The organism is Kribbella jiaozuonensis (assembly GCF_005233875.1).
GTDB classification, from domain to species: Bacteria; Actinomycetota; Actinomycetes; order Propionibacteriales; family Kribbellaceae; genus Kribbella; species Kribbella jiaozuonensis.
Genome location: NZ_SZPZ01000001.1, coordinates 2,111,069 through 2,125,628, shown reverse-complemented (window position 1 = coordinate 2,125,628; position 14,560 = coordinate 2,111,069). Strand labels below are relative to the sequence as shown.

The 14,560-nt window shown below is 68.5% G+C and carries 13 protein-coding genes; 6 read left to right on the top strand and 7 right to left on the bottom strand.

Going from position 1 to position 14,560, the window contains the following annotated elements:
- Window positions 1-10 precede the first annotated feature (10 nt).
- Both FDA38_RS10230 and FDA38_RS10225 read right to left on the bottom strand, forming a co-directional pair.
- Entirely contained in the window at window positions 11-1,399 is a 1,389-nt protein-coding gene (locus tag FDA38_RS10230) for an MFS transporter (protein ID WP_137253769.1), read from the bottom strand.
- Entirely contained in the window at window positions 1,396-1,968 is a 573-nt protein-coding gene (locus tag FDA38_RS10225) for a TetR/AcrR family transcriptional regulator (RefSeq protein WP_202877612.1), read from the bottom strand. Before FDA38_RS10225 ends, FDA38_RS10230 begins: the two co-directional genes overlap by 4 nt.
- 105 nt (window positions 1,969-2,073) lie before the next feature.
- Here FDA38_RS10225 and FDA38_RS10220 point away from each other — a divergent pair, with 105 nt between their 5' ends.
- On the top strand, window positions 2,074-3,003 hold the full coding sequence (locus tag FDA38_RS10220) for an SDR family NAD(P)-dependent oxidoreductase (protein WP_202877611.1): 930 nt from the start codon (window positions 2,074-2,076) through the stop codon (window positions 3,001-3,003).
- On the opposite strand, the gene FDA38_RS10215 is transcribed toward FDA38_RS10220, so the two are convergent.
- Genes FDA38_RS10215 through lepA form a run of 3 tightly spaced genes read right to left on the bottom strand, consistent with a single transcriptional unit; the run spans window position 3,000 to window position 6,402 of the window.
- Window positions 3,000-3,596, bottom strand: a complete 597-nt coding sequence (locus FDA38_RS10215) for a TetR/AcrR family transcriptional regulator (protein WP_137253767.1) — start codon at window positions 3,594-3,596, stop codon at window positions 3,000-3,002. The two genes, FDA38_RS10220 and FDA38_RS10215, sit on opposite strands and share 4 nt — an antisense overlap.
- A 10-nt stretch (window positions 3,597-3,606) precedes the next feature.
- A complete protein-coding gene (locus tag FDA38_RS10210) occupies window positions 3,607-4,512 on the bottom strand; it encodes an aminoglycoside phosphotransferase family protein (protein WP_137253766.1) in 906 nt (301 codons plus the stop codon).
- A complete protein-coding gene (lepA, locus tag FDA38_RS10205; protein ID WP_202877610.1) occupies window positions 4,513-6,402 on the bottom strand; it encodes a translation elongation factor 4 in 1,890 nt (629 codons plus the stop codon).
- Between the two features lie 103 nt (window positions 6,403-6,505).
- Between lepA and FDA38_RS10200 the strand changes: the two genes are divergently transcribed.
- The 3 genes from FDA38_RS10200 to FDA38_RS10190 are packed head-to-tail and all read left to right on the top strand — an operon-like array spanning window position 6,506 to window position 9,152.
- A complete protein-coding gene (locus FDA38_RS10200) occupies window positions 6,506-7,402 on the top strand; it encodes an aminoglycoside phosphotransferase family protein (RefSeq protein WP_137253765.1) in 897 nt (298 codons plus the stop codon).
- A gap of 50 nt (window positions 7,403-7,452) precedes the next feature.
- A complete protein-coding gene (locus tag FDA38_RS10195; RefSeq protein ID WP_233714624.1) occupies window positions 7,453-7,980 on the top strand; it encodes an RNA polymerase sigma factor in 528 nt (175 codons plus the stop codon).
- A complete protein-coding gene (locus FDA38_RS10190) occupies window positions 7,977-9,152 on the top strand; it encodes a hypothetical protein (protein WP_137253763.1) in 1,176 nt (391 codons plus the stop codon). The genes FDA38_RS10195 and FDA38_RS10190 overlap by 4 nt, the downstream gene beginning before the upstream one ends.
- Window positions 9,153-9,202: 50 nt before the next feature.
- Here the strand turns inward: FDA38_RS10190 and FDA38_RS10185 are convergent, their stop codons facing one another.
- Complete coding sequence (locus FDA38_RS10185) at window positions 9,203-12,193, bottom strand: S8 family serine peptidase (RefSeq protein ID WP_137253762.1); 2,991 nt, start codon at window positions 12,191-12,193, stop codon at window positions 9,203-9,205.
- Between the two features lie 127 nt (window positions 12,194-12,320).
- On the opposite strand from FDA38_RS10185, the gene FDA38_RS10180 reads away from it, so the two are divergent.
- Both FDA38_RS10180 and rpsT read left to right on the top strand, forming a co-directional pair.
- The gene (locus tag FDA38_RS10180; RefSeq protein WP_170989654.1) at window positions 12,321-12,863 is read left to right on the top strand and encodes an SRPBCC family protein; all 543 of its coding nucleotides are present in this window, start codon (window positions 12,321-12,323) and stop codon (window positions 12,861-12,863) included.
- Between the two features lie 120 nt (window positions 12,864-12,983).
- Window positions 12,984-13,244, top strand: coding sequence for a 30S ribosomal protein S20 (rpsT, locus tag FDA38_RS10175; RefSeq protein WP_130447203.1), 261 nt, complete (start codon window positions 12,984-12,986; stop codon window positions 13,242-13,244).
- A gap of 316 nt (window positions 13,245-13,560) precedes the next feature.
- On the opposite strand, the gene holA is transcribed toward rpsT, so the two are convergent.
- A complete protein-coding gene (holA, locus tag FDA38_RS10170) occupies window positions 13,561-14,544 on the bottom strand; it encodes a DNA polymerase III subunit delta (RefSeq protein WP_137253760.1) in 984 nt (327 codons plus the stop codon).
- Window positions 14,545-14,560 lie beyond the last annotated feature (16 nt).

The window sequence follows — 14,560 nt, the reverse complement described above, 5'->3', positions numbered from 1 at the left end:
GATCCACGGTTTATCCGCGCTTGAGCGGGAGTATGGCGATGATCACCAGGGTCGCTGCGGTCGCGGCCGCGCCGATCCAGGCGGCCGCGGCGTACCCGGACTCGCTGGGGAAGACACCGGTGGTGTGGGCAGCGAGGATGAGTCCGCCGAGGGCGCTGCCGGTGGAGAAGCCGACGCTGCGTACGACGGCGTTCACGCTCATCGCGCTGGCCGTCTCGGATTTTGGCGTCACAGCGAGGATGACGGCGGGCATGGCTGCTGAGAACGCACCGACGCCGAAGCCGAGGATGCTGATGGCGAGGATCGGTTCGACCAGGTGTGAGCGGGCGACCGCGAAGAGTACGAATGCGGCGAGGACGACCGCAGTACTTGCCGCTAGCAACCATCGGGCGCCGAGGCGGTCCCGCCAGCCGGGGACGAGACGGCCGGCGACGAAGCCGAGGATCGAGAACGGGACGAGGACGAGACCGGCCTCGAAGGTGTTGAGGCCGAAGCCGTAGCCGGCCGACGCGGGGGTCTGCACGTAGCGGGTGATGAGGCTGAACAGCAGGTACATGCCGACGCCGCCGGTCAGCATCACCAGGTTCGCGGCGGCGACCGCGGGGTGACGCAGCAGGCGTACGTCGACCAACGGATTCTCCGTGTGAGCCTCGAGGAAGGTCCAGCCGGTCAGCAGCAGGATCGCAGCTGCGAGGATGGCGATTGCCGTGGCGGCGTGATGGCGCCAAAGGTTGGTGTCGCCAATGACCAGCAGCAGTGCGGGCAAGGCGATCGCCAGCAGGATCGCCCCGCGCAGGTCGAGACGGGTCGACGGGCGTGACGGCGCCTCCGGCAGCGCGAAGAAGGCGGCGACCAGAGCGGCGGCAGTAATGACGAGCCCGAGCCCGTACGCCGCGCGCACGCCGGCCACGTCCGTGAGGAAGCCGGACAACGGGTAGCCGATCCCGATCCCCGCGGTCGATGCCACCGACAACAAGGCGATCGTCCGCGCTGCCCGCTGCTCGTCCAGGTGGTCCCGCGCGACCGCCATCATCAGCACGACCAGCCCGAGTCCCGATCCCTGCAGCGCCCGCCCGGCCAGCAGGAACGCGAACGGCAACGGCAACGGCAACACGGTCAGGACGCTGCCGACGACCATGGCGGCGAGCATCCCGAGCACGACGGTACGCCGCCGCGGTCCGGCCCCGAGCCGACCGAACACAGGCGTTGCGACGGCTCCGGCGAGCAACGCGATCGTCAGGGTCCACTGCGAGGCCGCGAGCGAAACGTCGTACGCCTCGGCGACCGCCGTGATCAAGGGTGCGCCGAGGCTGCCGATGACCGCGCCGGCCAGTCCGACGGAGACCAGGAATCCCGCCAGCGCGGGGGCATGTCGCTGGGCGGGTCTCGCGGTGGTCATTGGTTCGTCTCGGTGGTGATGTGGTTGAAAAGGCCTGGTTTTATTCGGGTTCTGGCTTGGTGGGACCATGCTTCGTCGACCTGCGGCAGGTCGAGCGCGGCGTTGGTGTTGAGAAGCATGCCGAAGGCAAGGAACGACTTGATCGTCACCGGATCGAGCTGCGCCGTATCGGCGACGGCCTGCCACAACCGCGCGAAACTTGCGCGTACGGCGTCGCGCACCTCGCCGTCGCCGGCCGCCGCAGCCGCCGTGCCCTGAAGTTGGAGCAGGAGCGTCGTCCGATCGGCGAGCATCTCGTTGTACTCCTGCCCCATCGCCGTCAGCGCCTCGATCCCGTGCGACCCACCCGCAGCCGCCAGCATCGCCAGCGCCATCCGGCCGAATGCGGCATCCACACACGCCAGGAACAGCTGCTTCTTCGTCCCGAACAGCCGGAACACGTACGCCTGCGTGATCCCCGCCCGCCGGGCGATCGTCTCGGTCGACGCGCCGTACAAACCGGCGGTCGCGAACTCCTCCTCCGCGATCCCGAGGATCTGCTCGCGCCGTTCTCGCCCAGTCATTCGCATACCGACGAAGTTAGTAGGTAGTAACTAGTAACTTCAATGTCTCCTCGATTACGTTTACGCATGTATATTTACATTCGTAAACCAGGATTCGAGGGAGTGGGGACGATGACAGACCAGCGATTCACCCGCCGACGCGTGATCACCACCGGCGCCGTGGCCGGCGTCACCGCAGCAGCTGCCGGAGCGGTGGCAGGCGCAGCGTTCGTCCAGGGCGGGGACGCGCCGCCGCCGATCCAGGCCTCCGCTCGGCGGCGCTTCGAGGACAAGGTCGTACTGATCACTGGCGCGACCAGCGGGATCGGGCGGGCTGCGGCGGTGCTGTTCGCGGGCGAGGGCGGCAAGGTCGGGTTCTGCGGGCGTCGCGAGCAGCTCGGCAAGCAGGTGGAGGCGGAGATCCGGTCCGCGGGCGGCGAAGCGACGTACGTCAAGGCCGATGTCCGCGTCGAGGACGACGTACGGCGGTTCGTCGACGGGATCGCGGGCAAGTACGGCGGGCTGGACGTCTGCTTCAACAATGCCGGGATCAGCATCGAGCGGCCGCTGCACGAGTACACGACGGCCGAGTGGGACGACGTGACGAACACGAATCTGCGCGGCAACTTCCTCGCGCTCAAGTACGAGGTGCCGCACCTGCTCAAGCGCGGCGGCGGGACGGTCGTGGTGACGTCGTCGTCCAACGCGATCGCGACGACCGAGAAGCGTGCGGCGTACACGGCGACCAAGCGTGGCCTCGTCGGCCTGGTCCAGTCAGCTGCCCACGACTACGCGGCGCGCGGCATCCGCATCAACACGCTCATCCCCGGTACGACGAACACCGAGCTCGTACGCCGGCTCGCCGGGATGATGAACGTCCCCGACCCGGTCTGGAACGCCCTGGCCGCGAACTGGGGCAAGACCCACGTCCACGGCCTGCAACGGATGGCGACGCCGAACGAGATCGCCGTGTTCGCGCTCGCGCTCGCGTCCGACGACTTCCCCTACCTGACCGCGTCCCAGCTCGTCATCGACGGCGGCAAGACGGCGTACGCCGGTTAACCGAGGACTTGCCGGACGAGGCGGTCGACGTACCGGCCCTCGTCCGGCAGCTCGAACCACGGCATCGCGACGCTCAACTGCGCCCGACCGTGCAAGGCGAGCCACAACTCCAAGGAGGTCTCGCGGATCTCGTCCACCGACGCGTCCGGGAGTACGGCGCCGACCGCGGCGATCAGCGGCTCGAACGCGGCCCAGCCGAGCTCGACCAACTCGGCGGCCGGGGTGCTCGGCGCGTCGGTACGGCGGTGGGCGTGGAACATCACGGCGTACCGGCCCTCGTACTCGCGCGCGTAGGCGAGGTAGGCGAGCGCGAGTGCCTTGACTCGATCTCGCCCCGTGCCGCCCACCGCGGTCAGCTGGTCGCGGAGATCGCCGAAGAAGCGGGCCTTCACGGCTCGCAGCAGCTCCGGAAGGTCGGTGAAGTGCAGATACAACGCGGTCGGGCTGACGCCGGTCGCCGAGGTGACCGTGCGGACCGACAACGCGTTGAGGTCATGGGTTTCCAGCAGCTTGGCCGTCGCAGTGACCAGGGCGTCCCGCAGGTCGTCACCGGAACCACGTGGGCTCCGGGCTCTGCGGTTCTCGACGGTCATCTTCCGGAGTTTAGTCCTGGATGGCTTTGACGATGGCGATGTTGCGAGTGAGCCAGTCCTGCGGCAGCGTGCCGTCGGTGTTCTCGAGCGTGCCGAGGACGTTGACCATCTGCCGGACGATCACCCAGTCGCGAGCACGGTCCTCGTCCAGGCCGGCCGCGTCGATCGCGGTGTAGAACCGTTGCCGGACCGCGAACCGAAGGTCGCCGGCGGCAACTACTTCCTCCCAGCGGTTCCAGATCAGCGGCGCGACCTCGAAATGCGGATCACCGGACAGTGGCTTCGGGTCGATCACCAGCCAGGGCTCGCGTTCCGCGGCCAGCATGTTCTCGTAGTGCAGGTCGGTGTGGATCAGCCGGCCGTCGGTCGCCGGGTCCGCGATGAAGTCCTCCGACAACGAGATCGCCTGCTCGACGTACCGATGCGGGACCGGCGCCGACGCGGGCAACCTGCGGAAGCCTTCCACCCAACGCTTCAGCTCCCCCGACAACGACCGGAACTGCGGACCTGCGGTGACATGCAGTCGTTTGTAGGTCTGGCCAACGATCTCGCAGGCGTCGAGCGCATCGATCGTGGTCAGGTCCCGCGGCTCCAACCGCTCGAGCAGCAAGGCGAACCGGCGCGGGTCGGCCCGCAGCAACTGCACGGCGCCGTTACCGGCCCAGGTCCGCAACGCGAGGTGCTCGGTCTCGGCCTCCAGATGCGGGAACTGCACCTTCAGCACGGCCCGCTGCCCGTCGGCCGTGGTGACCGGCACGACCAGCGCACAGTTGCCGTAGAACGACGCGCCGTCGACGCGCAACTGCCACTCACCGAGCAGGTCCCGCGTGAGACGCGGCAGCCGATCGAGCCAGTCCGCCCAGTCCTGCCCGCGTGAAGCAACCGCGAGCAGACCGGCGGGAATGTCGACCGGCACCTACTTCTTACCGGCCTTCTCGACCGGTTCGGAGGTGCGGAGGGCGGCGATGAAGGCCTCTTGCGGGACCTCGACCCGGCCGACCATCTTCATCCGCTTCTTGCCCTCCTTCTGCTTCTCGAGCAGCTTGCGCTTCCGGGTGATGTCACCGCCGTAGCACTTCGCCAGGACGTCCTTGCGCATTGCGCGGATCGACTCGCGGGCGATGATCCGGGACCCGATCGCGGCCTGGATCGGCACCTCGAACTGCTGCCTCGGGATCAGTTCCTTCAGCTTGCCGGCCAGCGCGACGCCGTACGCGTAGGCGTTGTCGCGGTGCACGATCGCGGAGAACGCGTCCACCGTCTCGCCCTGCAGCAGGATGTCGACCTTGACCAGCGCGGCCGACTGCTCGCCGGTCGGCTCGTAGTCCAGCGACGCGTAGCCCTTGGTCTTCGACTTCAGCTGGTCGAAGAAGTCGAACACGATCTCGGCCAGCGGGAGCGTGTAGCGCAGCTCGACCCGGTCCTCGGACAGGTACTCCATCCCGAGCAGGTTGCCCCGCTTGGACTGGCAGAGCTCCATGATGACGCCGATGAAGTCCTTCGGGCTCAGGATCGTCGCGCGGACGACCGGCTCGTAGATGTCGGCGATCTTGCCTTCGGGGAACTCGCTCGGGTTCGTGACGACGTACTCCTTGCCGTCCTCCATCTCGACCCGGTAGACCACGTTCGGCGCGGTCGAGATCAGGTCCAGGTCGAACTCGCGCTCGAGCCGCTCCCGGACGATCTCCATGTGCAGCAGGCCGAGGAACCCGCAGCGGAAACCGAACCCGAGCGCGCCTGAGGTCTCCGGCTCGTACTGCAGGGCCGCGTCGTTCAGCTGCAGGCGCTCCAGCGCGTCCCGCAGCGTCGGGTAGTCGTCGCCGTCGATCGGGAACAGGCCGGAGTACACCATCGGCTGGGGGTGCTTGTAGCCGCCGAGCGCCTCAGTCGCACCGTGGACGGCCGCGGTGACGGTGTCACCGACCCGGGACTGGCGAACGTCCTTCACGCCGGTGATGAGGTAACCGACCTCACCCACGCCGATGCTCGGCGTCTTCATCGGCTCCGGCGAGATCACCCCGACCTCGAGCATCTCGTGCACAGCGCCGGTCGACATCATCTTGATCCGGTCGCGGTGGACCAGCTCGCCGTCGACCACCCGGACGTAGGTGACCACGCCGCGGTACGTGTCGTAGACCGAGTCGAAGATCAGGGCCCGCGGCGGCGCGTCCTTCACGCCCTTCGGCGGCTCGACCTGCGCGACGATCTCGCTCAGCAGGTCCTCGACGCCCTCGCCGGTCTTCGCGGAGACCCTGAGTACGTCGGACGGGTCGCACCCGATGATGTGCGCCAGCTCCGCGGCGTACTTCTCCGGCTGCGCGCTCGGCAGGTCGATCTTGTTCAGCACCGGGATGATGTGCAGGTCGGCGTTCAGCGCGAGGTACAGGTTCGCCAGGGTCTGCGCCTCGATCCCCTGCGCGGCATCGACCAGCAGGACCGCGCCCTCACACGCTTCGAGCGACCGCGACACCTCGTAGGTGAAGTCGACGTGGCCGGGCGTGTCGATCATGTTCAGGATGTACGTCGTCCCGTCCGGGGCCAGCAGGCCGCCCGGGGTGTCCGGACCGGGCGCGAACGGGAGCCGGACCGCCTGCGACTTGATCGTGATGCCGCGCTCGCGCTCGATGTCCATCCGGTCGAGGTACTGCGCCCGCATCGAGCGGTCGTCGACCACGCCGGTGATCTGCAGCATCCGATCGGCCAGCGTCGACTTGCCATGGTCGATGTGGGCGATGATGCAGAAGTTCCGGATCAGCGACGGGTCGGTGCGACCCGGCTGCGGCACATTCGTGGGGCCAACGGGCACGGAGGGGATCCAGTTCTGGTCTTGGGTGATATCCGGTCAATCATCCCATGCGGGTCCAGCAGATTCGAAAATCACTAGCGAGGGCCCGCTAGCGTGGTGAGGTATGGCGCACGCTGCTGGGGTCAGGCTGCCCTACGAGAAGATGCCCGTGTCGGTCCGGGACTGGGTGGAGCGTGCGCTCGGCTCAGCGGTGGTATCGGCTTCCACCCAGCAGGGCGGCTTCTCGCCCGGCGTGGCCGCCCGCCTGGTGACCGCCTCGGGCCGCCGAGCCTTCGTGAAGGCCGTCGGTACGTCGCTGAACCCGAAGACGCCGGAGCTGTTCCGCCAGGAGATCACCGCCATGCAGGCCATCGGCCCCCTCCCGATGGCGCCGCAACTGTACGACGTGTACGACGACGGCGACTGGGTCGGGATGCTGTTCGAGGACATCGACGGGCGACTGCCCGCTCATCCGTGGGAGCAGGCGGACGCTGAGCGGGTCCTGGACGCCGTCGCCGAACTGACCGACGCCCTGGACCCGTCGCCGTGGCCGGACGCACCGGTCATCGCCGTACGCAGCCATGACTTCCTGAGCCGGTGGAACAACGTGCTGGAGGACGATCTCGCCGTACCGTCCTGGATGGAGGGCCGGGTCGAGGAGTTCGCCGAGCTGGCGCAGACCGGACTCCGCGAGCTGGCCGAGGGCAAGGCGCTGGCGCACTACGACCTCCGGGCGGACAACATCATCCTGACCGACGACAGGGTGGTGTTCATCGACTGGGCGCACCCGGGGCTGGGGCCGCGCTGGACCGACAGGGTGATCCTGCAGGCGGAGATGCGCGCGTCCGTCGTACTCCCGGAGCTGCCTGACGACATCGGGATCACCGGGTTCATCACAGCTGTGGCCGGTGGTCTCTGGTGGGGTGCCGCCCAGCCGGCGCCGCCCGGGCTGCCGACGATCCGCACCTGGCAGCGGGAGAGCGCCCTCGTCCACCTCGACTGGGTCCGCGACCGGCTCTGATGCAGCATCCCCGGCGGACGGACGTCTCTCAGGGTGTGACGAATCTAGTGGTGAGTATCGATCAGCATCCTCACCAGGTGGCGGCCGGCGACGAGGCACGTGACGCCGTGACAGCGCTGTACGGCCGGGAGTGGCGCGGTCTCGTGCGCCTGGCCGTCCTGGTGATCGATGACCGACAAACAGCCGAAGACATAGTCCAGGAGGCGTTCGCCCAGCTGTACCGGCGATGGCCGCTGAGGGACTCCGACAAGGCGCTGGGATACCTGCGTTCGACCGTGCTCAACGGAAGCCGGTCCGCGCTGCGGCGCCGCCGGGTGGCGCGCCTCTACACCCCGCCGCACCAGGCGCCACAGGACTCCGCCGAGAGCACCGCCGTACTCGGGGAGCAGCGCGAGGAGGTACGCCGGGCACTCCAGGGCCTGCCCACCCGGGCCCGCGAGGTGCTGGTACTGCGCTACTACCTCGACCTCCCGTTCGACGAGATCGCCGACCTCCTCGGCATCAGCCCATCCACCGCCAGGGCGACCGCGTCGCGCGGCCTCACGGCTCTCACCAAGAAACTCGAGGAACTGCGATGAACGACACCGAGACCCGTCTGCGCGACTACCTGAACGCCAAGGCCGACACCGTCCCGGACTCCGCCCACGGCCCCGGCCTGGAGCTGGACAGCACCGGTACGTCCACCCGCCGCCACTGGGCGCCGATGGCACTGGCCGCGGCCGGCATCGCGGCGGTGCTGACCCTGTCCGTGCCGTTCCTGCACGGCTTGGTCAAGCACGACGACCAGCCGGCCGTCAGCGGTCTGCCGGCCAGAGGTCCGGTTTCGGCCGGAGCCCCCAAGATCCCGTACACAACTCTGGTCCAGAACAACCCGGACAACCCGCTCGACACCTGGTGGGCGGCGATCCACGACGGCGGCAAGACCGTCAAGAACCCGGGCGTGAAGGGCAACGTCGTCGCGCGGACCGAGGGCGGCTGGCTCGTCAACACCGGCTACCCCGATCCGGACAAGGCGCAGGTCGCCGTCGTCTCGACCAGCGGCAAGGTCCGGCCGGTCGGGCCGCTCGGGGGCTTCGGCCCGCGGGTCTCACCCGACGGGCAACAGTTCGCGGTCGCGCTCTCGAAGTACGGCCGGGCCGAGAATCGGGTGGTCGTCGTCGACATCCGGACCGGCAAGGAGGTGTCGAGCCTCACCGTCAAGACCCCGAACCTCGAACTCGTCGGCTGGAACAAGGACGGAATCTGGTTCGGCGAGCACTCTCCGGACCCGGTGCCCGTGAAGCTCTGGCAGCCCGGATCGAAGGATGTCCGGACGGTCGGGACATTCGGCCCCGGCAGCCTGCACATGACGCGCAGCAACAACATCGTCACGCACATCACCTTCAAGGGCGGCCAGTCCTGCGTCACCGCTGCCACGCTGGGAGCCAAGGGACTCGAGGCGAAGCGTGAGTACTGCTTCAAGGCTCCGGTGGCCGCGGCGTACGTGACGGTGTCACCGGACGGGGCGACGATGACCATCAGCAACATCGGGGTCGCCGTCGACATCGCCACCGGGAAGGTCACGAAGATGAGGCTTCCGGCCACGACGAAGTGGTTCGAGGACGCGCTCTTCGAGGACCCGGACAACATCATCGTGGTCGACGAGTCCGGGCCGGCTCAGAAGCTGTTCCGGTGTGCGGTCGCGACCGGTGAGTGCAAGCAGGTCGCGGTTGCCAAGTCCGACGAGATGATCCAGCAAGTACAGCCCTGATTGTGGGACATCGGCTCAGCACGCGGTTGGGTGCTGAGCCGATGTCTTGTTCAGCTGTCTACTCGGACGATGGTGGAGCCGGAGCCGTCTGCGCCGTCGGAGAAGCGCAGTTGACCCAGGTAGCGGGTGCCGGGTGTCAGGCCGGTCCAGGACGCAGTGATGTTGGTCTGGCCGGCGACTGTTACCTGTTGGCTCGCCGGCGTGGCCGTCAGGTTGCCGGCGGCCTTCTGCAGTTCCCAGTGGTTGAGCTTGACGGTCTGCTCGTTCGCTCCGGCGTACAGGTCGACGTACACGTCCACCTGGCCGCCTGCCGGCCGTGGGAGGTTGACCTCCTCCTCTGCCGAACCACCTGTGCTGCTGCCGAACAGCGTCGTCGTACCGGCCTGGTAGACGAACACATCCAGGTCAGTGCCCGCCGGATAGTCCGCGTCGAACGTGGAGAACCTGGCGTGCGTCGTACCGGCCGGGACGCTGACCGTGAACTTCGCAACGTGGTCGTTCGCCTTCGGGGCGGTCGTCGGGAACGCCACGCCACCCGGGTTCTTCAGCGCCGCTTCGCCGACCGCGGCCGCGTCCAGACCGATCGCAGTCGTGTTGAGCGTCCCGGAGTACCCGGCCGTCACCGGGACCTGGACCGAGCCGCTGGCCCCGGTGCCGTTGACCTGCGTCGGCGCCTTGACCGTGAGCGGCTTGATCGCGAGCGTGCTGGCCACGGAGTGCTTTGCGGACTTCCAGACCAGGCGGCCGAACGAGTACTGCTCGAGCGGAGCGCCGCTGTTCTCGAACGTCACCTTGTACGTCGTACTGCGGCCGGGCAGCGTGATCAGGATCCGCGGCGACACCGTCACCTTGAGACCCTTCAGGCCCTCGACCTTCGGGAAGTAGATCTCCGGCAGCTTGCTGACGTTCGTCACGGTCCGGGTGACGGTCTGCTTGCCTGCCAGGTCGCCGATCGCGATCGTCGGGTAGTTGAGGTCGCTCAGGTCGATCTTGCCGTTCGCACACAGCTCATGGGTGGCCGGGACCTGGCCTGAGCCGCAGACGAACTTGGTCCAGTCGGTGTACGTCGAGTCGTAGACCAGGCCGGGATCCATCCCCAGCTTCGGCTGGACAAGGCCGGCGCCGTACCCGAACGGGTTGGCCTGCGAGCCGGAGTCGTTCTTGATCGGCTTGCCCACGGTGTCTTTGTCGGTCGCGGTCGTCATCATCGCGGACTTGATCGCCATCGGGGACCACGTCGGGTGCTTGGCCTTCAGTACGGCGGCGATGCCCGCGATGTGCGGCGTGGACATCGACGTACCGCTCATGAACGCGTACTCGCCACCGGCCGCGCTGAACGCGGTCGTCGCGGCGAGGACGTTCGTACCCGGCGCCATGACGTCCGGCTTGAGTAGGTCACCGTTGCCGGCCGGGGACGGGCCGCGGCTGGACGAAGCGGCCACCATCGGAGCAGTCACGCGAACCGGCGTACCGGCGCTGATCGTCGCGGTCGGGTTGGCGGTGCCGCTGACGTACGCCTTGACCTCGGGAGCAGCCTTGTCGTCGAGGTGGACGGTCGGGACCGAGTGCAGGTCGGAGTCGAGCGTGCTCGGGGTCAGGTTGAGCAGGATCATGCCGATGCCGCCGGCGTTCTTCACCTGCAGGCTCTTGTCAACGCGGGCGTTCACGCCACGGTCGCAGACGACGATCTTGCCCGTGGCCTTCGCCGGGTCGAGCGTTCCGGCCTGGCAGAGCGTGAGGTTGGCCGGGTCGGCACCCGGGAGCCCAGCGTCCTTGGCAAGGATCACCGGCGCGCTTGGTACGCCGGCGCCGATGCCCGCACCGGTATACGTCTTGCCGTTGCCCAGGGTGAGCTTGGTCTGGATGTCGCGGTCATGGGTGCCGTTGGCAACTGATGTCACCCACGGGTACGTCTTGCCGACCGTCGCCTCGCCCGGACCGGTGTTGCCGGCGCTGGTGGCGACGAACACGCCTGCCTTGGCCGCCCGGAGGAACGCGAGCCCGGTGGCATTCACGTACGACGAACCGCTGCCGGAGATCGAGTAGTTGATGACATCCACGCCGTCCGCGACCGCGGCGTCGATCGCGGCCACGATGTCGGCGTCCGTACCGCTGCCGCCGCCGGTCGCGTCGACCGCCCAGAGTGCCTTGTAGATCGCGAGGCGGGCGTGCGGCGCCATACCGGAGCCCTTGCCGTAGTCGCGGCCCATGACGCTCATCTCGACGCCGTAGTTGCCGGCCGCGGTGCTCGCGGTGTGCGTGCCGTGGCCGCCGTAGTCACGCGGCGACTTGTACTCCTCCGGGATCGGCCGGGTGCCGATGCCCTTGTCGAAGTACCGGGCGCCGATCACCTTGTTGTTGCAGGTGACGGGCGCCTCCTCGCCGGCCTGGCAGGTGCCCTTCCACTTCTTCGCGATGATCGCGTCGGACTGCTTGGTGGTCTTGATCGGCGCGAAGCTCGGGCGCTCCGGTGTGTAGCCGGAGTCGATCATGCCGATGATCACGCCGTCGCCGGCCTTGTCGATCCCACCGGCCTGCTGCCACGCGCCGCCCTTGCCGGACATTTGCAGAAAGCGTGGGGTGTCGACGGTGTCGGCGTGCACGATGTCGCTCGGCTCGATGCTCTTCACGCCGGACTGCTTGGCCAGCTTGACGGCGTCGTCGTACGACATCTGGGCGGAGAAACCGGCGTACGTGTAGTTGTAGTCGTAGAGCTTGGTGATCTTGCTCGTGCTGAGCAGCTCGTTGCGCTCGTTGGTGAGGTGCTTGACGTAGTTGATCACCGGGGCGGCGGTCTTCAGCAGCTTGCCGCCGGGCGCGACCTTGGTGGCGGCGAGGCCGGCGATGTCGCCGTCGTACTCGGCCACCGGGGAGTCGTCGAGCTGGACGATGTACGAACCGGTCTCGGAGCGCTTGAGCTCGGGGGTTGCCTGTGTCGCCGCCGGTTGGCTGGCGTTAGCGGCGTTGACGAGCAGCGGTACGCCGGCCGTCGCGGCGATCAGGGCCGTGGCGACGATGATCGCCGGGCGTTTGCGGGTCACGGAGTTCCTCCAGGGCTTGGGCAGCGCGATGGTGGAGCTGGGGGCTCGCGGGGCCCCGAGTATGCCGTCGCGCCCGCCTCGATGTCACCCTCGGACCGGACGGATGCCGACAGCAAGGGAAAACCCGATGCCCGATCTGACCGAGTCCATCTCGGTAGCCGCCTCGCCCGACACCCTTTATTCATTGGTCAGCGATCTACCCCGGATGCGCGAGTGGAGCCCCGAATGCACCCGAGTCACCTGGTCGCACCACTCCGGCCCCACCGCCCCGCCCACCGCCCCGCCCACCGAACCCGCCGCCGCATCCACCGGGCCTGCCGCCCCGATACCTTCCAGCGGGCCTTTGGTCGGGGCGCGTTTCATCGGTCATAACCGGGCCGGCGCTGTCCGCTGGTTCACCTTCGGCCGGGTGGTCGCCGCCGAGCCCGGCCGCCGGTTCGCCTTCTCCATCCACTTCGGCCCGATCCCGATCTCGCTCTGGGACTACGAGTTCACCCCGACCGCAACCGGCTGCGAGGTCACCGAATCCTGGACCGACCACCGCCCCCGCGTCCTGCGAGCGCTGTTCCGACCGATCTTCGGCAACCGCACCCCGCGCAACGCGGACGGCATCCACACCACCCTCACGCGGCTGAAATCCACCGCCGAGCCGGCGGCGCGGCCGGAGTGAGTTTGGAGCTGGGGTCGCCTTGTTGGTAATCTGGCTCTTCGCGCGCCCACGGGCGGTGTATAGCCGTGCGCCGCGACACCTTCCGTATTGACCGCACACACCTGATCGAGGCTCTTCTTCGTGGCGAACATCAAGTCCCAGATCAAGCGCAACCGCCAGAACGAGGCTGCGCGACTTCGCAACAAGTCGGTGAAGTCGACCCTCAAGACGGCTGTGCGCCGCTTCCACGAGGCCGTCGACGCCGGTGAGGCCGACAAGGCCCAGGAGACCGCCCGCAAGGCCGGCCGCCTGCTCGACAAGGCCGTCAGCAAGGGCGTCATCCACGCCAACCAGGCTGCCAACCGGAAGTCGGCCCTCTTCAAGAAGGCCGCCTCCCTCTGAGGCCCCGGCCGCGCGCCTGCCGGCGGCCCCCGAACGATCGGCCCGTCCCCAACGACCGGCCGATCGTTTTTGCGTGCCCGAACCAGGTTGATGCAGCGCCTCTCCGCACCGGCTCTCCGCACCGGCTCTCCGCACCGGCTCTCCGCACCGGCTCTCCGCACCGGCTCTCCGCACCGACTCTCCGCACCGGCCCTCGGCGGAGGCTCTCGGCACCGGCTCTCGGCACCGGCTCTCGGCGGAGGCTCTCGGCGGAGGCTCCGGGGTCGGCCGGCTCGCGCAGACGGCGCGGCGAGACGCCGGGGTGCGCGACTCTGTGTCAGCGGCGGCCGTGGGCTCGGGTGACGGTGAGGACCATCCGCTCCAGGGCGTACCCGGCGTCGCCCGACGCACCCTTGACGTCGGCGTCGGCCTGAGCGACGGCCTTGATCGCGGTTGCGAGCCCACCAGGAGTCCAGCCACGGGACTGCTGCTTGAGCTGCTTCAGCTTCCACGGCGGTACGCCGACCTCGCGCGCCAGATCCGCCTCGCGCATCCCGCTCGGCGCACTCGAGTACTTCGCCAGCCCGCGCAACCCGCCCGCCATCGCACTCGTGACCAGCACCGGCGCGACCCCGCAGTCCAGCGCCCACCGCAGCTGCTCGAGCGCCGGCTCGGTCCGCCCGGCGATCGCCGCGTCCGCGACCGCGAAGCTCGTCACCTCGGCGCGCCCACCGAAGTACTGGCCGATCAACTCGGCCGTCACCGCCTGACCACCGGAGTCCGACACCAGCTGCGAACATGCCCCGGCCAACGCCCGCAGGTCATGCCCGACCGCGTCCACCAGCGCCGACGCCGCGCCCTCGTCAACGGTCCCGCCGTGCAGCCGGATCTCCCCCGCCACGAACTGCGGCAGCTCCCAGGCCTTCGGCGCCGTCGCGACGACCTCATTGACCGATGCCTTCCGCAACTTGTCGAGAACGCCCTTGCCCTTCTGGCCGCCCGAGTGCACCAGCACCGCGAGTACGTCGTCCGACGGCGAACCGGCGTACTCGAGCAGATGCGGCACCATCTCGCTCGGTAGATTCTCCAGCGATCGCATAACCAGCACCCGCTCGCTCGCGAACAGCGACGGCCCGGTCAGCTCCGCGAACACCCCGACATCCAGCGTAGCCGCGTCGACGTCGGTCGCCTCGACCTCGGAGGCGCCCTTCGACACCGCCGCGATCGCCGACCGCACCGCCCGATCCGCAAGGAACGACTCGGTCCCGGTCACCAGCAACACATCACCGAGCTTCGGCGCAGAACCCCTACGAGCAGCCACGCGGCCAGCATCCCAC